Genomic DNA, 23353 nt, shown 5'->3' on the forward strand with positions numbered 1-23353 from the left:
GAACCGAGCCTTAATTAATCTTTCACCTTCGCCATCGCGAGCACGTCCAGACGCTTGTCCAGCTCCTCGATGCTCAGCTTGTCGCCGATGAGGCCGCGATCGATGACGGTCTGGCGAATAGTCTTGCGCTCCTTGAGCGCTTCCTTCGCGACGGCCGCCGCTTCCTCGTAGCCGATGGCCGAGTTCAGCGGGGTGACGATCGACGGGGAGGACTCCGCCAGCGTCTTCAGGTGCTCTTCGTTGGCCACCAGGCCGTCCACGCACTTGTCGACGAAGAGACGAGACACGTTGGCCAGCAACGTGAACGACTCCAGCAGGTTGCGCGCCATCACCGGGATGTACACGTTGAGTTCGAAGGCCCCGGACAGTCCGCCCACGGTGATGGCGGCGTCGTTGCCGATGACCTGTGCGGCCACCTGGGTCACGGCCTCGGGCAGCACCGGGTTGACCTTGCCGGGCATGATCGAGCTGCCGGGCTGCAGGTCGGGGAGCTGGATCTCGCCCAGGCCGGTCAGCGGCCCGGAGCCCATCCACCGAATGTCGTTGGCAATCTTGGTCAATGACGCGGCGATGGTCTTTAGCGCGCCCGATGCCTCGACCAGCCCGTCGCGAGCGGCCTGCGCCTCGAACGAGTCGGCGGCAGTCTTCAGCTCCGACAGGCCCGTCGACTTCTTGAGTTCCTCGACGACCTTGGCGCCGAAGCCATCGGGGGCGTTGAGGCCGGTGCCGACGGCGGTACCGCCGATGGGCAGCTCACCGAGACGGGGAAGCGTCGCCTTGACGCGCTCTGCGCCGGCCTCGATCTGGCGGGCGTAGCCGCCGAATTCCTGGCCCAGGGTCACCGGCACCGCGTCCATGAGGTGGGTGCGGCCCGACTTGACCACGGTCTTCCAGGCCTTGGCCTTGGTGGCCAGCGCCTGCTGCAGGTAATCCAGCGCGGGAATCAGGTCGCGCACAGCGGCTTCCGTCGCGGCCAGGTGAGTAGCCGTCGGGAAGGTGTCGTTGGAGGACTGCGACATGTTCACGTCGTCATTCGGGTGCACCGTCACGCCGTTATTGGCGGCGATCGAGGCGATCACCTCGTTGGCGTTCATGTTCGAGCTGGTGCCCGAGCCGGTCTGGAACACGTCGATGGGGAACTGGTCGTCGTGCTTGCCGTCGGCGATCTCGGCGGCGGCGGCGATGATGGCATCAGCCTTGGCCGGGTCCAGCAGACCCAGGTCCTTGTTCACCTGCGCGCAGGCGCCCTTGAGGAGGCCGAGCGCACGGATCTGTGTGCGCTCCAGGCCGCGCCCCGAGATGGGGAAGTTCTCGACGGCGCGCTGAGTCTGCGCGCGCCACAGTGCTTCCACGGGTACGCGAACCTCGCCCATGGTGTCGTGTTCGATGCGGTACTGCTGTTCAGACAATGGTCTTCCTTCTCGTCGTCGATGATGGAATTAGGGGAGGGGGTGTGTGGCGTCGTCGTCGCCGGTGAAGTCGACCGCGGAGTACTCGCGGAGCTTGGTGAGACGGTGGTACGCCTCGATCATCCGGACGGTGCCGGACTTGGAGCGCATCACGATGGACTGCGTGGTGCAGCCGCCGCCGAAGTAGCGGACACCCTGCAACAGATCGCCGTCGGTGACGCCGGTCGCGCAGAAGAAGACGTTCTCGCCGGACACCAGGTCCTCGGTGGTGAGGATCTGGTCCAGGTCGTACCCGGCGTCGATGGCCTTCTGGCGTTCCTCGTCATCACGTGGGGCGAGCTTGCCGTGGATGGCGCCGCCCATGCAGCGCATGGCGGCCGCGGCGATGATGCCCTCGGGGGTGCCGCCGATGCCCAGCAGCATGTCGGTGCCCGAGTTCGGGCGGGCGGTGGAGATGGCGCCGGCCACGTCGCCGTCGGAAATCAGGCGGATGCGGGCGCCGGTCTCCCGTACGTTCTGGATGAGCTCGCCGTGGCGGGGCCGGTCCAGGATGCACACAGTGATATCGGACACCGAACAATTGCGTACCTTGGCGACGCGCTTGATGTTCTCGGAGACGGGAGCGGTGATGTCGATGACATCGGCGGCGTCGGGGCCGACGGCGATCTTCTCCATGTAGAAGACGGCTGAGGGATCGAACATGGTGCCGCGCTCGGAGACCGCGAGCACCGAGATCGCGTTCGGCATGCCCTTGCTCATCAGGGTCGTGCCGTCCACCGGGTCCACGGCGAAATCGCAGTCCGGGCCGTCGCCGTTGCCGACTTCCTCGCCGTTGTAGAGCATCGGGGCGTTGTCCTTCTCGCCTTCGCCGATGACGACCACACCGCGCATGGAAACGGAGTTGACCAGCTCGCGCATGGCGTCGACGGCGGCGCCGTCACCCTTCTCCTTTTCACCGCGGCCGACCCATCGACCTGCGGCCATGGCACCCGCCTCGGTCACTCTGACCAGCTCTAACGCCAGGTTGCGGTCCGGGGCTTCTCTGCGCGACGGGCTCATGGGTTGCATTGTTTCATGGCGCGATGAGCCGCTTGCGCGAAGAGCATCAAGCGGCGCCTGCAAGGATGGGGGCGTGGGAGGCGCACCAGATCCGGACCAAGATTCCGGACCCGACGATCGCATCGCCGTGCCCGCACCCCGTCCGGCCAAGCCGCGGTTGTTTCAGGACGGCCGGGACATGTTCTGGTCGATGGCTCCGCTGGTGGTCGCGTGCATTGTGCTGGCCGGACTGCTGGGGATGTGTTCCTTCACTCCTAATGGGCCGACGGTCGGTGAGCCTCCGTCGTATGACGCGCACGCCGCGCTGCAGGCCGATGCCCGGCAGTTCTCGTTCCCGGTCCGGGAGCCGTCGCTACCCACGGGTTGGCGGGCCAACTCCGGCGGGCGCGACAGCGTCGAGGGGATGCCGCTGTCCAAGGTGGGCTACCTGAGTCCGACCGGTACGTACATGGCAGTGGTGCAAAGCGGTGCCCCCGAGGAGAAGTTGGTTCCCAAGCTCAACAGTGGGTTAGTGCCACGCGGTCCGGAGAGTGTCGACGGCGTGAGCTGGGTGGCATACGAGGGTGGCGAGGGTACGGAGCCGCTGTGGGCGACCCGGTTGGACAACTCGGTGACGGTCGCGCTCACCGGGTCCGGAAACACCGAAGACTTCCGGACCGTCGCGCGGGCGGTACAGACCGCTAAGCCACTGCCGCGCTAGCACCGCGCATCTAGGTGTTGGCGCCCCGTGCCGCCACCGACCAGCGACGCGGGCCGTCCGAGGTATCCACGACCAGCGTGTCGACCAGGTTCACCGCATTGCAGAGATGGTTCGGCGCGATGCGCAGACGGGTTCCGGCAGCCGGTGCCGTTCTGGGGAACTCGATGGTTGCGTGATGCTCGGATAGCGCGACGATGCGCGCATCCGGATCGCTGACTACCCGTCCGAAACCGGTGGCCCAGCCCGGCCGGTCGGCGCCCAGGACCTTGCTGCCCGCGTCCACGACGGCCGTCCGGTCGCGGGTGTGCACCACCGTGGTGACGGCGCTCAGCGAGATGTCGTCGAGTGTGCAGACTCCCAACTCGAACTGCTGGGCATCGTTGAACGGGTAGACGCCGGGGCGCACCTCGGTCAGCACCGTGTTGTCGGCGGCATCGACGGTGGGGGTGGAGCCGCCACTGATCACCGCGGGCTCGATCCCCCGTGCACGCAGGCTGTCGGCGGCCGCTCCAAGCGCGTGAGATTCCTGGGCGGCGACCTCTGCGCGGTGGCCCGGTGTGTAGCCATGGCCCGGAAATGTGAAGACACCCACGACATTCAGTCCGGCAGCGCGCGCTGCCGCCGCAACGTCACCGGCCTCGGCCGGAGCGACCCCGGTGCGGTGATGGCCGGAGTCGACCTCGATGACGACGGTGATGGGTAGATCGGCGAGATACTCGGCCAACTGCCGGGCACCCGCGATGGAATCGACCCCGACCCGCAGTTGCGCGCGGGCGGTCACCTTCCGTATCCGGTCGGCCTTCTGCGGAGTCAGCCACAGCGGGTAGGCGATGAACAGATCGGTGAACCCCGCATCCGCGAACACCTCCGCCTCGCCGATGGTGGCGACGGTGAGGCCAATGGCTCCGCTGTCGATCTGGCGTTGTGCTATCTCAACGCACTTGTGGCTCTTGGCATGTGGCCGCAGCTGGACCCCGGTGCCGCGCAGGCGTGCGGCCAGCCGTTCGATGTTGCGGTCCATCACCGCCAGATCGATGGCCAGGAAAGGGGTGTCGATATCGTCCAGACCACAAGGTTGCGTCGTGTCAGACATGCCGTGACACTACTGGAGCGAGACTGCGAACCCGAGCGGCCCGGCCGGCTGATTCCAAAAGTATTGTGGGAATGCATCTTCCACAATGAGACGGAGAAACATCACGATGGATGTCGGGTCTTGGGTTCGCTCGGCACTGGCCGGCGCGTTGGCTGCGGTTCTGGTTGCGGGGTGCGGCTCCACTGCTGCGCCCGTTGAGGGCACGACAGCGGTGACCACGGAGGCGCCGGTGAGCGGCCGGTTTACGGTTGCCTACAAGCCGTCAGGGGGCCCGGCGACGGCCGGCGAGGAGACGTTTCTCCGTAACCGCAGAGTCCTGGAAGATTTCGCGGATCACATGAATGCCTATGTGCGGATGCCTCGCGACGTGCACGTCATCGCTCAGGACTGCGGAGAGTCCAACGCCTTCTACGTGCCCGATGAGCACACCATCGAGGTGTGTTACGAGCTTGCCGCAGATGAGCGCGAGGTCTTTTCCACAGCGGGAGACTCGGGTCGGGAACTTGATACCGAGGTGTACGAAAGCATGGTCGCCACGCTGTATCACGAGCTGGGTCATGCCTTGATCGGCGAACTGGGGCTCAAGATCACCGGAAGGGAAGAAGATGTCGCCGATCAGCTGGCCGCCTACATCCTCACCGGCGACGACGATTCGAAGCAGTATCTGCTGACCACCGCGGATTCATATGCATTGCACGCCAACCAATCCGAAGCTCCCGATGATTCCGCATTCGCCGACACGCACTCCCTCGACCAGCAGCGGGCGGTGAACTTCCTCTGTTACGTCTATGGCTCCGACGCGAAGACCTTCCAGTACCTCGTCGACCAGGGCTCACTCGACAGCGACCGTGCAGAGGGCTGCGCCGCCGAGTACACCCAGATGGCCGATGGGTGGGAAGCGCTACTCACTCCTTACCTGCGCAAATAGCGTCCGGACCCTCCTACACCGCTCTCCCGGCAATAAATACAACAGTCAATGTTGTCATTGACAAATGGCAACATTGACTGTTGTCTTACCGATAGCGCCAATGGCGGCGTGCCGGTGAGGAGAATTGTCAATGACGACAGTGCATGAGCCAGTACCGCAATCCGAGGGGGTATGCCCGGCGGGGCGCACGCCCACCGCCGAGGCGGTTGAACCGGCTGCCCATTTCCCCGCAGCACCCATGATCAGGGATGCACTTCTGGTCGGGCTGAGCTACCGGTCGGGTTGGGTCGATCGGGTGCGGGGGGCACGACATCGCTCGATTCCGTACGGGGACCAGGCGATTCATCACGCTCTGCCACCCCGAGTATGTGGACCACGTGCTGCACGCGGGGCGGCTCAACTACTACAAGTCATTCGAATATGAACTGCTGCGCGCCTTACTGGGTGTCAGCCTGTTCACCGATGAAGAAGAGTCGTGGCAGCGCTACCGCACCATGCTGTCCCCGATGTTCGCCAAGCGGCACCTCAACGGGCTTGTCGATCTGATGATCGAACCGATTGACGAACTGCTGAACGAACTGCAGCAGCGCGAGGGGCGTATCGAGGTCGACATGGTCTCGGAGATGGTCGAACTCACGCTCAACGTGGTGGGCAATTCGTTGTTCAGCCAACAGTTCGGGCCCGTCGCCACCGGGATGTCACCGATGGTCACGGGCGGGCTGCGTTTCGGCGAACGCCTGCTACGCGTGTTCATGGTGGCCGCACCGCCGCCGATCGTGTGGCGCGGCCTGGCACGGGTGGCGTTCACCCCGTTGCCGTTGCCGCCCCCCTTTCGCGACATCCAGCGAATCGTCACGCTGATCGACAATGCGGTGTGGCAGGTCATCAACGACCGGCGGGAGAACCCGGTTGATACGCCGGACCTGCTGAACCATCTGCTGAATGCCTCCGACGAGAAGGGAGGCATGCCGATCAAGCGAGTGCGCGACGAGGCGATCACGCTGATGCTCGCCGGACACGAGACAACCGCCAACGCGTTGTCGTGGATGTGGTACCTGCTGGCGCTGAATCCGCGTGCCCGCGACCGGATGTTCGAGGAAATCGACACCGTGCTGGCGGGACGTACCCCAACGGCCGACGATCTGCCCAATCTTCCATGGACAACAGCGGTTTTCATGGAATCGATGCGATTCTTCTCGCCCGCATGGGCCATCCCACGCGTCGCGGTGCGCGACGATGTCATCGGCGGTCACCACGTGCGCAAGGGCACCACCATCATCGTGCCCGCGCATCTGATCCATCACGATCCGCGGTGGTGGCCAAATCCGGAAGAGTTCGATCCCGGCCGGTTCATGCCGGGGGCGGGTAAGGACCGGCCGCGCTCGGCGTACCTGCCCTTCGGCGGTGGAAAGCGCAGCTGTATCGGGCAGGGGTTCGCCGTCATGGAATCGGTGCTGATCACCGCAATGCTCAGCCAGCGTTATGTTTTCGACTTGGTGCCCGGGCATCCCATTGAGCCCGAGGCCACCCTGACCCTGCGGCCGAAGTTCGGACTGCCCATGATCGCCCGGCGGCGGGAGGTCGCCCTATGAGCGGCATCGAGCCCCGGGGCGCGGTGGTCGTCGTCACCGGTGCGGGCAGCGGGATCGGTGCGGCGGTCGCCGAGCGTTTCGCGCGGCTGGGTGCGGTGGTGGTCGCCAGCGATATCGACGAGACCACCGCCAAGGACACCGCCGAGCGCTGCCGCGGGCATGGAGCGCAGGCCTACTCCTATCAGTGTGACGTCGCTGATGGTGAAGCCGTTGCCACACTGGCGAAATCGGTGAACTCCGAGGTGGGTGACGTGGACATTTTGGTCAACAACGCCGGGGTCGGAGTCGGCGGACCGTTCCTGGACACCACCGAGGATGACTGGACATGGTTACGGTCCATCAACATCGACGGAGTGGTGCACGGCTGTCGATCGTTTGGCGCCACGATGGCAGCCCGTCGGCGCGGACAGATCGTGAACATCGCCTCTGGCGCGGCCTATCTGCCGAACCGCAGAATGGCAACGTATTGCGCCTCAAAGGCCGCCGTGGTCGCATTTTCGCGAAGTCTGCGCGCCGATTTTTCGTCCCAACGGGTCGGCGTATCGGTGATCTGCCCCGGTGTGATCAATACCCCGATCCTCTACAACACCCGCCTGCGTGGCACGGCCATCTCTGAAAAGGATCGACTCTCCAGGGTATTCAGTATCAGCCACTCGCCCAACGCGGTTGCCAAGGCCGTCACCACGGCGGCCGCGCGTGACCGTGCCATGGTGTCGGTCGGCTTCGAAACGCAACTGGGCTATCACGCGTTGCGCCTGATGCCGGTGCTCAACGGATTGGTGGCACGGCTATGAGCACCACGACTGAACAGGTGCGTAAACGCGCGCAGCGCAATACGAAGGTGGCCATGATCGGCGCCGTGCGGACCCGCGTCCTGGACGTCGACGGCAGCGGTCCCACGATCCTGCTGATCCACGGATTCACCGAATCGGCCGACGGCTGGCGGTCGGTGCTCGACATGCTCGGTGAGCACGGCCACCGCTGCGTGGCGGTCGACTTACCGCACTTCGGGCGCGCGGCGCGGCCGGTAACGGCCGGTTATCTGTCTGCTGTCGATGATTTCATCGCGGCCGCGGTGCGTCAGTTTGATCGCGGGGATGGCGTTGTGCTCGTGGGTAATTCGGTGGGTGGCCTGGCGGTATTGCGGGCAGCACAGTGCGCGGATCTGCCGCTGGTCGCTGCGGTGGCGATCGGTCCCGCCGGGCTACACACGACGTGGTGGATGCGACTGGTGCGGCGTGTGCGGCCGGCCACCGACTGGATACTTGGCTTGCCTCTTCGACCAGTTTTCCGGGGTACCGTCACGGCACCGGCGTTGATCAGTGCGGGGTTCGCGCGTGCGGTCGCGGCGGGTCGTCTCACCGAGGAAGCCAAAGCACAGTACGCATCGCACTGGGGCCCCGGAGATCTGCGCCGCCAGCTGCTGCTGGGCGGTGAAACCATTGTCGAATTGAGCCGTCCCGATGCCCTGGCGGGCGGGCGGTTTGCGGCACCCGTCACCGCGGTATGGGGAAGCAAAGACTGGGTGTGCCCGCCGCGAGGCGCAAAAGCCTTGCGTGACAGGCATCCCGATGCGATGCTCCAGTTCATCGACGGTTCGGGGCATTGCCCTCAGTACGACCAGCCGGCGCGAGTTGCCGAGATCATTCGTGTCGCGATTGCCGATGCGGTCAGCAGCCGCGCCGTACCAACCACCCTTCAGGAGAAACTCTCGTGACAACTATTGACCGACCGGCCCACGCTGCACTGCCCACCGGAGGCGGGTTGCACAGCGACGTGATCGTCATCGGCGCGGGTTTCGCCGGTATCGGATTCGCGATCAAGTTCAAAGAGGCGGGGTTTCACGATTTCGTCATCCTGGACGAGGCCGACGGGCCGGGTGGGACCTGGCACTGGAATACGTATCCGGGGATTGCGGTGGACATCCCGTCATTCAGCTATCAGTTCTCGTTCGAGAAGCGCCGTGACTGGTCGCGCTCTTATGCGCCCGGGCAGGAGCTGAAACGCTACGCCGAGCAGTGTGTGGCCAAATATGGCTTGGCCCAACATATCCAGTTCGGTACCAGTGTGGTGTCTGCCAGCTGGGATGCCGCTGCCAACCTCTGGCGCGTCGCCACTGCCGACGGCGCCGAGCGCACCTGCCGTTACGTGGTCAGTGCGTCCGGCGTCTTGACCCGGCCCAACAACCCCGATATTCCCGGGGTCGAGGCGTTCGCCGGTATCAAGATGCACACCGCGCGCTGGGATCATGATCAGGATCTGCGCGGTAAGCGCGTCGGGATCATCGGGACCGGAGCCTCTGCGGTGCAGATCATTCCGTCCATTGCCGGGGATGTGGAACACCTCACGGTGTTTCAGCGCACACCTATCTGGTGCATGCCCAAACCCGACTTCGCCTTGTCCGCGCCATTCCGTTGGGCGCTGCGCCGCGTCCCCGGGGCACAGCAGGCAACGCGGCTTGCGAGCCAGGCGTTTGTCGAAGCGACGTTTCCCATTCCCGCGCACTACGACCGGATTCTGCGGATCAGACCGCTCGCCGAGAAGCTGGGCCGCGCCTATCTGCGGTCACAGGTGCGCGATCCGGAGGTTCGTGCCAAGCTCACCCCGCAATATGGGCTGGGGTGCAAGCGGCCCAGTTTCCACAACGGCTACCTCGCCACCTTCAACCGCGCCAACGTCCTGCTGGAGACGGCATCGATCACCGAGATCGGTGCCAATGCCGTGCACACCTCGGACGGGGCCCAGCATCGGCTCGACGTCCTGATCTTGGCTACGGGTTTCAAGGTGATGGACCCCGAAAACATGCCCACCTATGAGCTGCGCGGTGTCGGCGGCCTGAGCCTGCGGGAGAAGTGGTCGAATGAGCGTCTGCAGGCCTATGAAGGTGTCTCGGTACCGCAATTCCCCAATCACTTCAACATCTTCGGCCCGTACGGGTACAACGGATCGTCCTACTTCGCGCTCATCGAAGCGCAGACCGCGCACATCATTCGGGTCCTTTCGCACGCCCGCAAGGTGGGCGCCGAGCGTGTCGAGGTGACCCAGGAGGCCAACGATCGCTTCTTCCAGGAGATGCTGAGCAGACGGCATAACCAGATCTTCTGGCAAGACAGCTGTGCCAGCGCCAACAGCTATTACTTCGACAAGAACGGCGATGTGCCGTTGCGTCCGACCACCACGCTGGAATCGGCGATCCGCAGTCGGCGATTCAACCTCGATGACTACTCGTTCCGCGGACGAGCACGGACATCGGCTGATCCGTCCGCGCGGCGCACGCACAGCACTCCTGCGGCGAATGCGAACATAGCCACGTAAGAACCGCATCCCACCGACAAGGTCCACCATGCCGACACGACGCTCCGCCGCGCCTCCGCGTAGTGACGCGGGGCCGGCCACACCGATCACGTCGATACTCGCCGGACTGCGCCGCGCCCCGCGGCAGATCCGGCGGCAGTCACGAGATGCCGTGAAAGCTGTTGTTGAACAGCTTTTTACGACTATTGCGCAGTCTCCCGTTGACCCGGGTGCGGTCAGCGCGCTCTCACCGCAGGAGTACCGCATCGATGATCTGGCACGCGCTGCCGGTACGACCACCCGCAATATCCGCGTGTATCGCGATAGGGGATTGCTGCCCGCGCCGGCGCGAGTGGGGCGATTGGCCATCTACAACGAATCGCACCTGGCGCGGCTGCGGCTCATCACGTCGATGCTCGATCGCGGCTACAACCTGGCCCACCTGCAGGAGATGCTGACCGCCTGGGAGCAGGGCAAGGACCTCGGCGACATCCTCGGCATCGAGACCGCGCTCGTCGGTACCTGGGCCGATGAGAGGCCTAGCACGGTGTCGCGCGCCGAGGCCGAGCAACTGGTCGATGACCCGGCGGCACATAAGCGCCTGGCGGCGCTGGGGCTGATCCGCATCACCGGTGACACGGCCACCATCACCCGTCCGAAACTCATCGAGGCTTTCAACGACATCCGCCAGTACGGGATGGGGTTGGGCCAGCAGATCGATGTGTACGAAAAGGTATTGCCGCATATCGAGGAGATCAGTCGCATCCTGGTGGAGTCGGGTGCGCAGATGGTGACGGCACGCCTCGAATCGGGCGGGAAGCAGCTCGATGATGCACAGATCCGCGAATTGCTCACTCTGCTAGTCAAACTGCGCACATACTCCGTCAGTTCGGTTCATGACACGCTGGCCGTGTCGATCGAAGCGACGATCGAATCGATGTTCTCCGAGCTTTTGGCGGGCCTGGTCACCCCCGCATCCGCGTCGGACACCGCGTAGGGCCTTGCCAGACGCCTATTCCGAGAGGGCGTCTTCGATGCGCTTGCGTGCGCCCGCCAGATGCTCCTCGCAGCGTTTGGCCAGTGCCTCACCGCGTTCCCAGAGCGCCAGCGAAGTGTCCAGATCCAGGCCGCCCTGTTCGAGCTGCTGCACGACCTCGATCAGCTCGGCGCGCGCCTGCTCGTAACCGAGTTCGGCGGGATTGGTCATGACGATTCTCCTGTCACGGTTGCGGTTACGGCACCATCGGAAACGCGCACACGCAGCGATGCCCCGGCGGGTGCATCGCCCACCGTTCGCAGCACCTCCACCGTGCCATCGTCGCGCACGCGCTGCACCACTGAGTACCCGCGGGCCAGGGTAGCGGCCGGCCCCAGTGTGGCCAGCTGCGCCGATAAGTGGCCTACCCGTTGTGATTCGGATTCCACCAGTCGCCTCATATCGCGGCGCAATGCCGTTCGCGCGATGCCGATTTCGTCCTGGCGCACGGTGACCATCCGGAGCGGATCGGCCAGCACCGGCCGGCTGCGTACCTGGTCCAGGCCGCGCTGCTCGCGCTGCACCCAGTTGCGCAACGCCTGAGCCGAACGCCGCCGCAGGTCCATAATCAATGCCTGCTCGGCGGCCGCATCGGGTACCAGTTTCTTGGCCGCGTCGGTGGGTGTCGCCGCGCGCAGGTCCGCCACCAGATCGGAGAGCGGGTTGTCCGGCTCATGCCCGACGGCGCTGACCACCGGGGTGCGGCACGCCGAAATCGCGCGGCACAGAGTCTCATCGGAGAACGGCAGTAGATCCTCCACGCTGCCACCGCCGCGGGCCAGCGCGATCACATCCACTGAGGGGTCGGCATCCAGCGCCTGTAGCGCGGCGACGATCTCGGCCACCGCGTGCGGGCCCTGTACGGGAGTGTTACGCACCGCGAATTGCACTGCGGGCCAACGTGCCAACGCCACCGACGTCACATCGTGCTCGGCGGCGCTGGCCCGGCCCGTGATCAGGCCGATGCGGGACGGCAGGAATGGAACCGGGCGCTTGAGTCGCGCGTCGAACAGTCCCTCGGCGGCCAGCAGCTGCCGCAGCCGCTCGATCCGGGCCAGCAGCTCGCCGATACCTACCGCGCGAATTTCGCTGAGCCGCAATGAAAATGAGCCACGCACCGTGTAGAAGGTGGGTTTACCGCACACCACCACCTGGGTGCCTTCGGTCAGCTTTACCGGTGCGTTGCGCACCATGTCGGGCGGGCAGGTCACGGTCAGCGACATGTCGGCGGCCGGGTCGCGCAGCACCATGAACACGGTCTTGCTGCCGGGCCGGACATCGATCTGCGTCAGCTGACCTTCCACCCACACCTGGCCCAGGCGGTCGATCCACTTGGCCACCCGGGTGGCAACGGCCCGGACCGGCCACGGGTTTTCGGGGCTTGTCCCCGGATCAGCCACGGGCAGCGGCGCGGGTGATCCTGTTCGCGAGCAAGGTCTGATACGGCGCGCGTGCCTTGTGAGCGTCTTCGTAGGTCAGCAGCTCTTCGAGCTCGCTCACGGACAGCGACTGCAGCCGCGCCCGCAGCTGCGCCAGTGTCAGGTCGTGGTAGCCGAGCTCGACGACGACATCGGGAGCGTTCGGATCTGCAGGCTCCGCGGGTGCCGCCGGCGCCGCCTTTTTGGCCGGGGCCTTCTTGGCGGCTGCCTTCTTCGCCGGCGCCTTACGCGGCGCGGCCTTCGCGGCTACGGGCGTGTCCTCGGGGGCCGGTGCGGCCGCCTCGGGTTCGGGAGCCGACGGCGCTGTGGGTTCGGAGGAGTACAGCGCAAACCGTCCCTGGGTCATCCGTTCGGCCGCGTCCTCGTAGACGGCGTTGGCCTGCGACTCGTCGGGTTCGGGTGCATCGAGCTCGTCGATGTCCTCGTCGAAGGTCGCCCACTCCGGCTGCTCCTCGGTGGGCGGGAAGATGTTTTCCCAGGTCTCGTCGCCCTTGATGGCCAATTCCGTGACTGTCTGCTGGAACCGCATGAAGTTCTGCACCGTCTGGCTGGCGGCCGTCATGGGATAGGTCAGCACCGCCTGCGGCAGCTTGCGGGTCTCTTCAAGAACGGTGGCGGCGACCCCAAGAAGCAACCGGACGCCGAACGGAGGACGAATCATAGGTTCAAGCTTGCCTTACGTCGGTCGTGCAGCGAAAGGCTGGGCCGTAAGCTGGTGACTATGGCTGCAGTCGATATGGGCACTCCGGGGATGGTGAGCACCGTCGTCGGCCCGGCGACGAGCAAGCGCGTGCTGCTGGCTGAGCCGCGCGGCTACTGCGCTGGTGTCGATCGTGCGGTCGAGACCGTCGAGCGGGCGCTGGAGAAGCACGGCGCCCCCGTCTACGTGCGTCACGAGATCGTGCACAACCGATATGTGGTGGACACGCTGGCCAAGGCGGGTGCGATCTTCGTCGACGAGACCGACGAGGTGCCCGAAGGGGCGATCGTCGTGTTCTCCGCCCACGGTGTCGCGCCGACCGTCCACCAGGACGCCGCGGCGCGCAACCTGAAGACCATCGATGCCACCTGCCCGCTGGTCACCAAGGTGCATCAGGAGGCCAAGCGGTTCGCCCGCGACGACTTCGACATCCTGCTCATCGGTCACGAGGGCCACGAGGAGGTCATCGGTACCGCCGGTGAGGCCCCCGACCACGTGCAGCTGGTCGACGGCCCGGGCTCGGTGGACAAGGTCACCGTGCGTGACGAGAAGAAGGTCATCTGGCTGTCCCAGACGACGCTGAGCGTCGACGAGACCATGGAGACCGTGCAGCGCCTGCGCGAGCGCTTCCCGACGCTGCAGGACCCGCCCAGCGACGATATCTGCTACGCCACCCAGAACCGTCAGGTCGCGGTGAAGGCGATGGCCCCCGAATGTGAATTGGTGATCGTCGTCGGCTCGCGCAACTCGTCGAACTCGGTGCGGTTGGTCGAGGTCGCCCTCGGTGCCGGCTCCAACGCCTCATACCTGGTCGACTACGCCGAGGACATCGACCCAGCCTGGCTTGAGGGCGTGACAACGGTCGGCGTCACATCGGGTGCTTCGGTGCCCGAGGTGCTGGTGCGCGGGGTGTTGGAGCGGCTCGCTGAGCACGGCTACGGGCAGGTGCAGCCGGTCACCACGGCCAATGAAACGTTGGTGTTCTCGCTGCCGCGTGAACTGCGGGCCGCGCGACACTAGTTCGCGCTAGCGGTCGTAGTCCCAGGCGTCGTCGTATCGGTCCGGACGGCGCCGTGGAGGAGCCGGTGGACGCTCATCTCTGTACCTGACCGCAGGGCGGTGCGGCTCACGCGTGGGTTCCGCGCGGGGCTCCCGGTAGCGGGGCCGCGGCTCGTATCCGTAGTCGTCGTATTCGTCGCGGGCCCGTCGTGCGGGACGGCGTTCGGTCCGCATCGGGCGCTCGTCCTCCCACGGGGTGCCGACCGCCGACGCCCGCCGCGAGACGGGTTCGGAATCGGGGGCGGGGCGGCGACGCGTGCCGGACTCGTGCCTTCCGTGGCGTGTCCGCGCGGCGGCCTCGTCGGGGCGGGGGCGGCGGGTTCGGGTGGTGCTTCCTGCGCTCCTGCCCGTGGTGTCGGCCTCGGCATCGACCAGCGCCTGTACCCGGGTCCGTGAGGACGTCCTCGGCTTGGCGGTCTTTGTGGTCTTCGCAGCCTTGGGCTTGGCCGTCTTTTCTTTGGCGGGCTTACTGGTGAACATTCCCCAGTACCAGCGCACCACTCCGATGATCAGCACGCCCAACGCGGTGCTGATCATCAGCGGGAAGCGTTCGATCAGCGGGTACCCGGTGGTGATGGCCATGTTCCTGATGCCATCGGCCGGCCCCTTCGACATGATCATGTAGGCCATCGGGATGCTCGCGAACAGGATCAGCGGCGGCTGCACGATGGCGGTGAAGATCGATGAATACCGCACCGCGAAAACCGCCAGGACGCATCCCGCTGCGTAGCAGCCGGCGAACGCGCCGGTCAGCTTCTCACCATTGACCATCGCGTCAATTGCGAAACCAAGCGCGGTTCCAGCGACCGCGATCAGGATTGCGCCCCACCATGGCACACCCGGGATATCGGGGTGCGCCGACCGGTGATCGGCTTCCACCGATGAGCGGGCGCGTTGACCTGTCACATGTTGAAAGGTACCGGTGCCGAGCCGGATGTTCGGTAACGGTGCCCGTCAGCGTGCTTGTGTCAGCAGCATCGCGCCGACGGATTCGCGTCCGCATCGGCGTACCGCGAGCGCCAAAATTCGGCTTCGGTGGGCACCGGAGCGCCCGGATGACGGCGCCGTAGGTGCTCGACATATCGCTGGTAGTCGTGGTCGCCCATGACCGAGGTGAACCACCACACCAGCCCCTTGATCAGCTTCATGTCCGGGTCCCGGCGAGTTCACGTGCTGCCCATTGCTTCTCGACTTCCTTCTCCACATCGGTGGGCAGGAAGCCGCTGGGTGCGAAGAGCCGAGACGGAACATCGTCGTCTTCGGTCGTCGGCAGACCTCCGGCCCGCACCGCGCGCAGACACGTCCAGGCTGCGGCCGCCACGACCACCAACACCAATGAGGCGAAGACAACCGAGAGTGTCCCCTGCACAAACGTGTTTCGGATCACGGCGTCGATGGCCTCGGGCGTCTTGGCGGTCTTGAACGTCGTCAGACCCGCGTCGCGGGCGTCCGCGTACAGCTGGTGCTGCGTCCAGTAGCCCACCGCGGGATCCGAGGAGAAGATTTTCTGCCAGGACGCGGTCATGGTGACGATCAGGTCCCAGGCCAGTGGGACGGCGGGAATCCAGGCCCACTTGTAGAGCCGCTGTTTGACGACGACCGTCAACACCACCGTCAAGGCGATCGCAGCCAACAGCTGGTTGGCGATACCGAACAACGGGAACAGCGTGTTGATGCCGCCGAGGGGGTCGGTGACGCCCATGAGCAGGATCGAACCCCAGCCGCCGACGACGATCGCCGAGCAGATCCACGCCCCGGGCCGCCAGGAGGCGTCCTTGAAGCGGCGCAGCGGCCCACCCAGGTTCCCCAGGGAGTCCGACAGCATGAATCGGGCAACCCGGGTGCCGGCGTCGACGGTGGTGAGGATGAACAGCGCCTCGAACATGATCGCGAAGTGGTACCAGAACGCCTTGAACCCGCTGCCGCCGAATACATCCGACATGACGTGCGAGATCCCGATGGCCAGGGTGGGGGCGCCGCCGGTGCGCGAGACGATCGACGTCTCGCCGATGTCCTTGGCGGTTTGGGTCAGCTGGGCACCGGTGATGTCCGGACCGCCGATCGGCAGTGCATTGACGTAGGCGGCGGCGGTTTCGGCTGTGCCGCCCGTGGCCGCGGTGGGTGCGTTGATCGCAAAGTACAAGTGCTGGTTGAGGATCGCCGCGGTGACCAACGCCATGACGGCGACGAAAGACTCGGTGAGCATGCCGCCGTATCCGATGAAGCGGGCCTGGCTCTCCTTCTCCAGCAGTTTGGGTGTGGTCCCCGAGGCGATCAGTGAATGAAAGCCCGACAGTGCTCCGCAGGCGATGGTGATGAACAGGAACGGGAACAGCGATCCGGCGAAGGCCGGGCCCGAGGTGTTGAAGGCGAACTCGCTGACCGCAGGCAGTTGTGCCACCGGCCGGGCGATCAGGATGCCCACGGCCAGCATCGCGATGGTCCCGACCTTCATGAAGGTCGACAGGTAGTCGCGGGGGGCGAGCAGCAGCCACACCGGCAACACCGAGGCGGCGAACCCGTAGAACATCATCAGCCAGGCGATGGTGGTTTTGTCGAGGCTGAACAGTGTTTCGCCCCAGCCCGATTCGGCAACCCAGCGACCGGAGATGATCGCGGCGAGCAGCAGTGCGACACCGATGACGGTCACCTCACTGACCTTGCCTGGACGCAGGTAGCGCAGATACACGCCCATGAACAATGCGATGGGGATGGTCATCGCGATGGAGAACACGCCCCAGGGGCTTTCACCGAGAGCGTTGACGACGACCAGGCCCAGCACCGCGATCAGGATGATCATGATGACGAAGATGGCCACCATGGCGGCGACACCGCCGACGGTGCCCATCTCGTCGCGGGCCATCTGGCCCAGACTGCGACCACCGCGCCGGGTGGAGATCACCAGCACCAGGTAGTCCTGGACCGCCCCGGCCAGAACGACGCCGACGACAATCCAGATGATTCCGGGCAGATACCCCATCTGCGCGGCCAGTACCGGGCCGACCAGCGGGCCCGCTCCGGCGATGGCGGCGAAGTGGTGGCCGAACAGCACCCGCCGGTCGGTGGGGACGAAGTCCTTGCCGTTGTCGAGCGTCTCGGCAGGGGTGGCGCGGTCGTCGCGCGGCCTGACGAGCTTGCGTTCAATCAGCTTGGCGTAGAACCGGTAGGCGATGAGGTAGGTGCAGATCGCGGCGACCACGAACCAGACCGCGTTGACGTGTTCCCCGCGCAACAGCGCGATCATCGTCCAGGCGAAGGCTCCCAGCAGTGCCACCAACACCAGCACCACGCGCGATGTGGGTGAGGGTGCCCGGTTGTCGATCACGCCGACGGGCGGAAGGTCGGGGTCGGTCCGCAGCAGCTCGACGCCGGGTGGGGGAGTCAGGTCCTGGGGCTCTACCGAGGTGGCCATGCGCGTTACCTTAGGTCCCCGCTGTGGCGCCCTGTCGTACATCGAGTGTCTGTTCAAGTTCAGGGATAGATCGGGGCCATCCCTGATGTCTTTCGTGGTCTTTGGTCCATAGCGTTGGGTATGACCAAAACAGTGTTGTTTACAAAGGCTTTGGGTGCCTTCGTGATGTTCCCGATTGCGGCGGTGGCACTGGCGGCCGTCGCGCAGGCGCGCCCGCGGGACTATGGCGACCCCGAGACCGTGATCAGTTCCCTTGAAGAACAAGGAAATTACGTCATGCTGAACCGAACCGGTACTTGGCCATTGGAGGATTGCGTGGTGACCGGGGTGCGACAGGGCACTTCGGTGTACCGAGAGGAGCATCCGGTCGGCGCCCACCGCAAGTCGGTTCAGAAGGTGCTGGATCACGGAACCTACTACGTGGACCTGGCGTGCTGAGCCGCGAAGACCAGGGAAAGATCAGGGCCTTCCCTGATGCGCCTGGATGTTTCGGCCGTCTACGGTGAATTCATGACTACTGCACTGCGACGTCCCCGTGCGGGGAAGATGATCGGCGGGGTGTGCGCGGCAATCGCCCAGCGCTTCGGATGGAACGTGACAATCGTCCGGGTGCTCACGGTCGCGTCGATCCTGCTTCCCGGGCCGCAGGTGCTGGCCTACCTGGTGTTGTGGGCGCTTATTCCACGGGAGCAATAGCTCGGCGGCGGGCGTTAAGTTAATTTTTCGTAACCACCGGGTGTATAGATCTCGGCACAGGGGCAAATCATGAGCTAGTGTGCGGGACATGCGGCCATACGATTACCCCCTAAGGGTTATCGCCTTAGCCGTTGTCGTGGGTGTCGTGTGCTTCGTCGGAGTGAATCCGGGAAGTGTCATGGGCCAGGCAACGGCGATGACGCACGCCGTCGACTCGGACGGTGCGAGTGTGGCGCCGGCGGATGCACCTCAGGTCGATGCTTTCGCGCAGGTGGTGCAGATCGCCAAGATGTGCCGCGGGGTTCTCGTAGGGGCGATGGTGCTGGTGCTGGTGCTGGGGTTAGTGGTGCGCTACGTGTTACTCACCGCGACACGGGGATCGCCTGTGCTGCAACGGATTGTCGGCCAACCAGGCCGGGTGGTGCTACTCAAAGGCTGTGTGAATCGGTGCTGAGGGGGTCGGTTAACCCGACCCCGTATCAGTCATGCCGCGATAACGCGGTTCTACACAGGAGCATCCATGATTTCTCGTTTTGCGGTACCCACGCTGGCGGTAGCAGCGACACTTCTCACCGCGCCGTCGGCGCACGCAGGCCCCGATGGGGAGAGCGCCGCCGATGTGATCGCCGACTTGGAGGCGCGCGGCAACATCGTCGTCGTCAACCGCGTCGGTAGCGGTCCCATGAGCGATTGCACGGCAACTGCCGTTCGCCCCGGCCGGTTCCTCAATCCGGGGACTGTCGTCAATACCCCTGGAGTGGCCTGGGGTGGCATTCTGCTGCAGCATCGCGTCGTCAACGTCGACATCAAGTGCTGAGGAAATCCCGCAGCACGATCGCGTGATTGTGCTCCGGGTCCTTGGCGGCGTAGAGCAGCGTGACGGTGCCGTGTTCGCGTTCAAGCTCATGCGCGGTCTCCACCGCCGGGTTGGTAGCCAGCTCGGCGCGGTACTCGTCGGCGTAGGTGCTCCACTCTTCAGCAGGGGCGTGGTGCCAGCGGACCCGCAGGTCGGGGCTCGGTGCGATGTCCTTGAACCAGAGGTCGACCTGCGCGGCAGCCTTGCTCACGCCGCGCGGCCACAGCCGGTCGACCAGCACGCGATAACCGTCCGAGGGGTCGGGAGTCTCGTAGATCCGCTTGGTGGAAAAGGTCACCTGAGCATTCTTATCTGCCGGGGTCCGTAGACTCACCATCTCGTGAGCCTGAACTTGGGAATCGTTGGTCTGCCGAACGTCGGAAAGTCGACGCTGTTCAACGCGCTAACGCGCAACAACGTGCTGGCGGCCAACTACCCGTTTGCGACCATCGAACCGAACGAGGGCGTGGTGCCGCTGCCGGACCCGCGCCTGGACAAGCTGGCGGAGGTATTCGGCTCGGCGCGGACCCTGCCCGCCACCGTGACGTTCGTGGACATCGCCGGAATCGTCAAGGGCGCCTCGGAAGGTGCGGGGCTCGGGAACAAGTTCCTGGCCAACATCCGCGAATGCGACGCCATCTGTCAGGTGGTGCGGGTGTTCGCCGATGACGACGTCGTGCACGTCGATGGCCGGGTCGATCCGGCCGCCGATATCGAGGTGATCGAGACCGAGCTGATTCTCGCCGACATGCAGACGCTGGAGAAGGCGGTGCCGCGGCTGGAGAAGGAAGCCAAGACCAAGAAGGACCGTCAGCCGCTGGCCGACGCCGCCAAGGCCGCTCAGGAGGTTCTCGACAGCGGCAAGACGCTGTTCTCGACCGGGCAGGACTGGTCGGTGGTGCGAGAGCTGAACCTGATGACCACCAAGCCCTTCCTGTACGTGTTCAACGCCGACGAGTCGGTTCTCGGTGACGACGCGCGGGTCGCTCAGCTGCGGGAGCTGGTTGCCCCCGCCGATGCGGTGTTCCTCGACGCGAAGATCGAGTCCGAGCTGCAGGAGCTGGACGAGGAGTCTGCTGCCGAGCTGCTGGAGTCGATCGGGCAGAACGAACGGGGCCTGGATGCGTTGGCGCATGCGGGTTTCCACACGCTGAAGCTGCAGACCTACCTGACCGCCGGGCCAAAAGAGGCGCGGGCGTGGACGATTCATCAGGGAGATACCGCGCCCAAGGCGGCCGGGGTCATCCACACCGACTTCGAGAAGGGCTTCATCAAGGCCGAGGTGGTGTCCTACGAGGACCTCGTCGAAGCCGGTTCGATGGCCGCGGCGAAGGCTGCCGGGAAGGTCCGGATGGAAGGCAAGGAGTACGTCATGGTCGACGGCGACGTCGTGGAGTTCCGCTTCAACGTGTAGCGCGCCGCAATCGAAAAATGAGCCGCAGGCGGCGCGATGACTTCGACGAGCGGAGTCTGCGCCTTGCGCAGATGCTCCGCGCCTGGGACGTACTTGGCGTATATCGGGGTGATGTGGCGCCGCCAGATGACGAGGAATACGACGACCTCGTCGTTCCGATCCTTGGGTGGTTGGAGGGCAATGCAGGCCCCGAGGAGTTGAGCATGCGCCTCGTTGGCCGACTTGCCAGTCACTACGGTCTGCGGTCGAACAATGCTCTGGCGGAACTCGATTTCGCACGACAGATCCACGCCTGGTGGTTACGCGATGGGCGCTGACCTGTTGGAATTCCGATTTGGATCAACGTCTACATCGAAGGGCTAGGCGTAGGCAGGTCTCGGACGACTGCCTAGCCCATGCTGGCCAACCACACCTGCAAGTCGTCTATCTCCTTCTTGCATGTCCCTAACCGTTGGCGAAGCTTGTCGGACGCTTCCTCCCAATCCGAATTCGTTTCATGCGGCCCGACCCGCTGGGCAACAGTCCAAGCACGCGTCCAATCTCGCTTCAAACGGTAGAGAGGCGGATGAAGCAGGTTGATTGTCGGTGCCGTTAGATTGGGGTTCACCACCGTCTGGTGAGCCGCGAACCCCGCCGACACGGAATCCATCTTGTCTTCATCGGGCTCAGGAAAGGCTTCCGGCACCGGCGCGCCAGGCGTTCCCAACTCCTTCTTTAGTTCGGCGACAACCTCCCTTGCTTGCTCGAGTACTGCGTCCAGCTTCTTTCGGTTCTCCATGCGCACGCTGCGCCTTGCTGCGTCGTCGATCCGTACAGTCGCCCGTCTACGGTCGTAGAAACTCATCCCGAAATTGACGACACTGATTATCAAGGCCACAACGGCGGCTATCGCAGCGAAGACACTCATGGCGGTAATCATGCCGTCTCGCGCATCAGGTTCGGCTGCGACGACGTCGAATTCCGCTTCAACGTCTGGTCAATGGTTATTTAGGGACCCTCCGTCCGCAGTGGACTTAAGAGCTGTCTGCGACAACCTTCCAGCTGCCTTCAGCGTGACGCTCGGCGAAGGGCAAGGAACGCCGCACGGCATCAAGGGACGCACGGCGGGCGCATGGGCAGTCCGTTTGGTCGGCCCAAGGCACTGCCAAGGCCGCCTTGGTGCAACGGATGTGTGAGAGCGGGGAGGTTGCGTCGACCATCGCTGCGGCGCTCGGGGTAAGTTGGGCAACGGTGTATCAGATCCTGGCAAATTCGCATGACTGAGTGTGGGTGCAAACAAAGCAAGTGCGGACTAGGCTCTTGATCGGTCGCCTTGGCTCTGACCTTTCGGGGTATTGCACCGGTCTATCGGCCCAAATTGGCAGGCTTAAACCGTCTGCGTATTAAAGTAGGCGTGTGTCTGACATCTACGATGAAATTAGGAAAGCGCTGAGCCTTAGCCGTAAGATGGTCGGTGAGTATCTTAATTGGTACGACAAAATCAGCTTCGGCAGTACTCACAATACTGTCTATAGCGACATTATTGAGTTCGTCAATTTCCGCATCGAAACCGCTGATTCCTGCTTAGGTCTTATTGAAAATGGAAAAATCTCTGATTCCCTTGGCTTGAGTCGATCACTCCTGGAAAACTATCTTCTGCTCACACTTATGTGTCGTGGAACGAAGTACTTTCGACTGCAGAGTCTTGAGGACAAGACTCCCGAAGAATTCGCTCGATACCTGGTTGAGCAGCAAACAGATCTTGTAGAGCACAAGAAGTCAGGTAGCGCGGATGCCCTTTATATCGCAAAGTATCCTCGCGGTAAGCGGCATCTCATGTACGTTTTCGAGGGCTTCTCGAGCAATGATGACGAGGGATTCATCATACCGGCGCACTTCTTCCATTTCCAGGAGTTCCACCCTGAAACGATGCGTTTGAAAGATGCTGACTATTTCGAGTACTACAAACCCGGACCTGAGGCTAGAAGGGTTCAGAAAGATCAAAGAGCGAATGCCGAGGCTCTATACCGATTCTATTTGTCCTATGACGCACTTCTGCAATGTCTAGAGCTCAATGAGATTGCGGATGATAACGTTATTGCGCGCATTGAAGCGCACTACACCTTCCTCGGAAAGTTCCTTCATCCAACACATAATGCTGCTCGCCTCTTACACGAGAAGGCAAACTATTACGCCGGGCGGCCGGAAATCGGCATGGATCAGGAGTACACAAAGGCCTCTATTCTATTGTCAGCCCTTTATGTTGCGTATCTGCTTGCGGGAATTCTTGACGAAGTGGCAAGTTTCTTCGAGTCTGCGCCACCGAAGTACGTCACTGATGCCGGAACCGCAGATCTTCGAGAGCTAACATCATCCGTTCGCTCGAGTTTTCCCTACTTCTGGTTTCTGTTCAATGGAGCGCCGCTGTGGGACAAGTTCAACCATGCAATCCATCACGTCAACGATGAGGAACTAGCGGGGTACGGGGGCTATGAGGGTGTTCCGGATTCGGCAATCGCCTTCGACTGGGACATCTATCGACATCTCTCGTCGGCTATTACGGCATGGACAAACGGGCGCGTCGGCAGGTACCCGTCACCGCTTGAAGGGTGAGTGAACGCAGAGCAAGGTGGGCGGTCTTGACCCGCCGCGCCGCTACGAGAGAAGCGGACAACGTCGCGGACCTT

Annotated in this window: 27 protein-coding genes; 16 read left to right on the forward strand and 11 right to left on the reverse strand. The window is 64.1% G+C overall.

Going from position 1 to position 23353, the window contains the following annotated elements; genetic code table 11:
- Positions 1-14 precede the first annotated feature (14 nt).
- Both MSTE_RS05975 and glpX read right to left on the reverse strand, forming a co-directional pair.
- Complete coding sequence (locus MSTE_RS05975; protein ID WP_096499723.1) at positions 15-1409, reverse strand: class II fumarate hydratase; 1395 nt, start codon at positions 1407-1409, stop codon at positions 15-17.
- Between the two features lie 30 nt (positions 1410-1439).
- Positions 1440-2468 (reverse strand): class II fructose-bisphosphatase, encoded by a 1029-nt coding sequence (gene glpX / locus MSTE_RS05980; RefSeq protein WP_078297399.1) that lies wholly within the window; start codon positions 2466-2468, stop codon positions 1440-1442.
- A gap of 127 nt (positions 2469-2595) precedes the next feature.
- On the opposite strand from glpX, the gene MSTE_RS05985 reads away from it, so the two are divergent.
- On the forward strand, positions 2596-3168 hold the full coding sequence (locus tag MSTE_RS05985) for a DUF4245 domain-containing protein (RefSeq protein WP_162291575.1): 573 nt from the start codon (positions 2596-2598) through the stop codon (positions 3166-3168).
- Between the two features lie 10 nt (positions 3169-3178).
- On the opposite strand, the gene MSTE_RS05990 is transcribed toward MSTE_RS05985, so the two are convergent.
- Positions 3179-4261 (reverse strand): alanine racemase, encoded by a 1083-nt coding sequence (locus MSTE_RS05990; protein WP_096499727.1) that lies wholly within the window; start codon positions 4259-4261, stop codon positions 3179-3181.
- Positions 4262-4367: 106 nt separating this feature from the next.
- Here MSTE_RS05990 and MSTE_RS05995 point away from each other — a divergent pair, with 106 nt between their 5' ends.
- From MSTE_RS05995 to MSTE_RS06020, 6 genes are all read left to right on the forward strand, one after another.
- The gene (locus tag MSTE_RS05995) at positions 4368-5189 is read left to right on the forward strand and encodes a DUF4344 domain-containing metallopeptidase (RefSeq protein WP_096499729.1); all 822 of its coding nucleotides are present in this window, start codon (positions 4368-4370) and stop codon (positions 5187-5189) included.
- 368 nt (positions 5190-5557) lie between these two features.
- Complete coding sequence (locus MSTE_RS06000) at positions 5558-6781, forward strand: cytochrome P450 (RefSeq protein WP_231897008.1); 1224 nt, start codon at positions 5558-5560, stop codon at positions 6779-6781.
- A complete protein-coding gene (locus MSTE_RS06005) occupies positions 6778-7575 on the forward strand; it encodes an SDR family NAD(P)-dependent oxidoreductase (protein ID WP_096499731.1) in 798 nt (265 codons plus the stop codon). Before MSTE_RS06000 ends, MSTE_RS06005 begins: the two co-directional genes overlap by 4 nt.
- Positions 7572-8498, forward strand: coding sequence for an alpha/beta fold hydrolase (locus MSTE_RS06010; RefSeq protein ID WP_096499733.1), 927 nt, complete (start codon positions 7572-7574; stop codon positions 8496-8498). Before MSTE_RS06005 ends, MSTE_RS06010 begins: the two co-directional genes overlap by 4 nt.
- Before the next feature lie 5 nt (positions 8499-8503).
- The gene (locus MSTE_RS06015) at positions 8504-10096 is read left to right on the forward strand and encodes a flavin-containing monooxygenase (protein WP_231897073.1); all 1593 of its coding nucleotides are present in this window, start codon (positions 8504-8506) and stop codon (positions 10094-10096) included.
- 28 nt (positions 10097-10124) lie between these two features.
- Positions 10125-11072 (forward strand): MerR family transcriptional regulator, encoded by a 948-nt coding sequence (locus tag MSTE_RS06020; protein WP_096499735.1) that lies wholly within the window; start codon positions 10125-10127, stop codon positions 11070-11072.
- Positions 11073-11087: 15 nt separating this feature from the next.
- On the opposite strand, the gene MSTE_RS06025 is transcribed toward MSTE_RS06020, so the two are convergent.
- The 3 genes from MSTE_RS06025 to MSTE_RS06035 are packed head-to-tail and all read right to left on the reverse strand — an operon-like array spanning position 11088 to position 13211.
- Complete coding sequence (locus MSTE_RS06025; RefSeq protein ID WP_096499737.1) at positions 11088-11282, reverse strand: exodeoxyribonuclease VII small subunit; 195 nt, start codon at positions 11280-11282, stop codon at positions 11088-11090.
- Entirely contained in the window at positions 11279-12511 is a 1233-nt protein-coding gene (xseA, locus tag MSTE_RS06030; RefSeq protein WP_096499739.1) for an exodeoxyribonuclease VII large subunit, read from the reverse strand. The genes MSTE_RS06025 and xseA overlap by 4 nt, the downstream gene beginning before the upstream one ends.
- A complete protein-coding gene (locus MSTE_RS06035; RefSeq protein ID WP_096499741.1) occupies positions 12504-13211 on the reverse strand; it encodes a lipid droplet-associated protein in 708 nt (235 codons plus the stop codon). Before MSTE_RS06035 ends, xseA begins: the two co-directional genes overlap by 8 nt.
- A gap of 60 nt (positions 13212-13271) precedes the next feature.
- Between MSTE_RS06035 and MSTE_RS06040 the strand changes: the two genes are divergently transcribed.
- Positions 13272-14270 carry a 4-hydroxy-3-methylbut-2-enyl diphosphate reductase gene (locus MSTE_RS06040; RefSeq protein ID WP_096499743.1) on the forward strand — a complete coding sequence of 333 codons (999 nt, stop codon included), beginning with the start codon at positions 13272-13274 and terminating at the stop codon, positions 14268-14270.
- 6 nt (positions 14271-14276) lie between these two features.
- On the opposite strand, the gene MSTE_RS06045 is transcribed toward MSTE_RS06040, so the two are convergent.
- The 3 genes from MSTE_RS06045 to MSTE_RS06055 form a co-directional block, all read right to left on the reverse strand.
- The gene (locus tag MSTE_RS06045; RefSeq protein WP_193442055.1) at positions 14277-15215 is read right to left on the reverse strand and encodes a DMT family transporter; all 939 of its coding nucleotides are present in this window, start codon (positions 15213-15215) and stop codon (positions 14277-14279) included.
- Positions 15216-15277: 62 nt separating this feature from the next.
- Entirely contained in the window at positions 15278-15457 is a 180-nt protein-coding gene (locus MSTE_RS06050) for a YbdD/YjiX family protein (RefSeq protein ID WP_046252840.1), read from the reverse strand.
- Positions 15454-17721 (reverse strand): carbon starvation CstA family protein, encoded by a 2268-nt coding sequence (locus MSTE_RS06055; protein WP_096499745.1) that lies wholly within the window; start codon positions 17719-17721, stop codon positions 15454-15456. Before MSTE_RS06055 ends, MSTE_RS06050 begins: the two co-directional genes overlap by 4 nt.
- Before the next feature lie 120 nt (positions 17722-17841).
- Here MSTE_RS06055 and MSTE_RS06060 point away from each other — a divergent pair, with 120 nt between their 5' ends.
- The 4 genes from MSTE_RS06060 (at position 17842) to MSTE_RS06075 (ending at position 19234) form a co-directional block, all read left to right on the forward strand.
- Positions 17842-18159: a hypothetical protein gene (locus MSTE_RS06060; protein ID WP_096499747.1), complete on the forward strand. Its 318-nt coding sequence runs from the start codon at positions 17842-17844 to the stop codon at positions 18157-18159.
- 36 nt (positions 18160-18195) lie between these two features.
- Entirely contained in the window at positions 18196-18417 is a 222-nt protein-coding gene (locus MSTE_RS06065) for a PspC domain-containing protein (protein WP_162291378.1), read from the forward strand.
- A gap of 88 nt (positions 18418-18505) precedes the next feature.
- A complete protein-coding gene (locus MSTE_RS06070) occupies positions 18506-18871 on the forward strand; it encodes a hypothetical protein (RefSeq protein ID WP_096499749.1) in 366 nt (121 codons plus the stop codon).
- Positions 18872-18937: 66 nt separating this feature from the next.
- Complete coding sequence (locus MSTE_RS06075) at positions 18938-19234, forward strand: hypothetical protein (protein WP_162291379.1); 297 nt, start codon at positions 18938-18940, stop codon at positions 19232-19234.
- Here the strand turns inward: MSTE_RS06075 and MSTE_RS06080 are convergent.
- Entirely contained in the window at positions 19224-19610 is a 387-nt protein-coding gene (locus MSTE_RS06080) for a DUF488 domain-containing protein (RefSeq protein ID WP_162291380.1), read from the reverse strand. The genes MSTE_RS06075 and MSTE_RS06080 overlap by 11 nt on opposite strands.
- Positions 19611-19613: 3 nt before the next feature.
- Between MSTE_RS06080 and ychF the strand changes: the two genes are divergently transcribed.
- Complete coding sequence (ychF, locus tag MSTE_RS06085; RefSeq protein ID WP_096499753.1) at positions 19614-20687, forward strand: redox-regulated ATPase YchF; 1074 nt, start codon at positions 19614-19616, stop codon at positions 20685-20687.
- A gap of 17 nt (positions 20688-20704) precedes the next feature.
- Positions 20705-21004, forward strand: coding sequence for a hypothetical protein (locus tag MSTE_RS06090; protein WP_096499755.1), 300 nt, complete (start codon positions 20705-20707; stop codon positions 21002-21004).
- Between the two features lie 71 nt (positions 21005-21075).
- On the opposite strand, the gene MSTE_RS06095 is transcribed toward MSTE_RS06090, so the two are convergent.
- Entirely contained in the window at positions 21076-21594 is a 519-nt protein-coding gene (locus MSTE_RS06095) for a hypothetical protein (RefSeq protein ID WP_231897009.1), read from the reverse strand.
- A gap of 251 nt (positions 21595-21845) precedes the next feature.
- Here MSTE_RS06095 and MSTE_RS25455 point away from each other — a divergent pair, with 251 nt between their 5' ends.
- Positions 21846-21950 carry a helix-turn-helix domain-containing protein gene (locus MSTE_RS25455; protein WP_269458229.1) on the forward strand — a complete coding sequence of 35 codons (105 nt, stop codon included), beginning with the start codon at positions 21846-21848 and terminating at the stop codon, positions 21948-21950.
- 132 nt (positions 21951-22082) lie between these two features.
- Positions 22083-23279 (forward strand): hypothetical protein, encoded by a 1197-nt coding sequence (locus tag MSTE_RS06100; RefSeq protein ID WP_096499757.1) that lies wholly within the window; start codon positions 22083-22085, stop codon positions 23277-23279.
- Positions 23280-23353: the final 74 nt, after the last annotated feature.

The organism is [Mycobacterium] stephanolepidis (genome assembly GCF_002356335.1).
GTDB lineage: Bacteria > Actinomycetota > Actinomycetes > Mycobacteriales > Mycobacteriaceae > Mycobacterium > Mycobacterium stephanolepidis.

What these genes read in the sequence shown, in the direction of transcription:
- glpX (WP_078297399.1), bottom strand. Translation starts at nt 2,468, where the DNA reads ATGAGCCCGTCGCGCAGAGAAGCCCCGGACCGCAACCTGGCGTTAGAG.
- MSTE_RS05990 (WP_096499727.1), bottom strand. Translation starts at nt 4,261, where the DNA reads ATGTCTGACACGACGCAACCTTGTGGTCTGGACGATATCGACACCCCT.
- MSTE_RS05995 (WP_096499729.1), top strand. Translation starts at nt 4,368, where the DNA reads ATGGATGTCGGGTCTTGGGTTCGCTCGGCACTGGCCGGCGCGTTGGCT.
- MSTE_RS06005 (WP_096499731.1), top strand. Translation starts at nt 6,778, where the DNA reads ATGAGCGGCATCGAGCCCCGGGGCGCGGTGGTCGTCGTCACCGGTGCG.
- MSTE_RS06010 (WP_096499733.1), top strand. Translation starts at nt 7,572, where the DNA reads ATGAGCACCACGACTGAACAGGTGCGTAAACGCGCGCAGCGCAATACG.
- MSTE_RS06020 (WP_096499735.1), top strand. Translation starts at nt 10,125, where the DNA reads ATGCCGACACGACGCTCCGCCGCGCCTCCGCGTAGTGACGCGGGGCCG.
- MSTE_RS06025 (WP_096499737.1), bottom strand. Translation starts at nt 11,282, where the DNA reads ATGACCAATCCCGCCGAACTCGGTTACGAGCAGGCGCGCGCCGAGCTG.
- MSTE_RS06035 (WP_096499741.1), bottom strand. Translation starts at nt 13,211, where the DNA reads ATGATTCGTCCTCCGTTCGGCGTCCGGTTGCTTCTTGGGGTCGCCGCC.
- MSTE_RS06040 (WP_096499743.1), top strand. Translation starts at nt 13,272, where the DNA reads ATGGCTGCAGTCGATATGGGCACTCCGGGGATGGTGAGCACCGTCGTC.
- MSTE_RS06050 (WP_046252840.1), bottom strand. Translation starts at nt 15,457, where the DNA reads ATGAAGCTGATCAAGGGGCTGGTGTGGTGGTTCACCTCGGTCATGGGC.
- MSTE_RS06055 (WP_096499745.1), bottom strand. Translation starts at nt 17,721, where the DNA reads ATGGCCACCTCGGTAGAGCCCCAGGACCTGACTCCCCCACCCGGCGTC.
- MSTE_RS06060 (WP_096499747.1), top strand. Translation starts at nt 17,842, where the DNA reads ATGACCAAAACAGTGTTGTTTACAAAGGCTTTGGGTGCCTTCGTGATG.
- MSTE_RS06065 (WP_162291378.1), top strand. Translation starts at nt 18,196, where the DNA reads ATGCGCCTGGATGTTTCGGCCGTCTACGGTGAATTCATGACTACTGCA.
- MSTE_RS06070 (WP_096499749.1), top strand. Translation starts at nt 18,506, where the DNA reads ATGCGGCCATACGATTACCCCCTAAGGGTTATCGCCTTAGCCGTTGTC.
- MSTE_RS06075 (WP_162291379.1), top strand. Translation starts at nt 18,938, where the DNA reads ATGATTTCTCGTTTTGCGGTACCCACGCTGGCGGTAGCAGCGACACTT.
- MSTE_RS06080 (WP_162291380.1), bottom strand. Translation starts at nt 19,610, where the DNA reads ATGGTGAGTCTACGGACCCCGGCAGATAAGAATGCTCAGGTGACCTTT.
- MSTE_RS06090 (WP_096499755.1), top strand. Translation starts at nt 20,705, where the DNA reads ATGAGCCGCAGGCGGCGCGATGACTTCGACGAGCGGAGTCTGCGCCTT.
- MSTE_RS06095 (WP_231897009.1), bottom strand. Translation starts at nt 21,594, where the DNA reads ATGAGTGTCTTCGCTGCGATAGCCGCCGTTGTGGCCTTGATAATCAGT.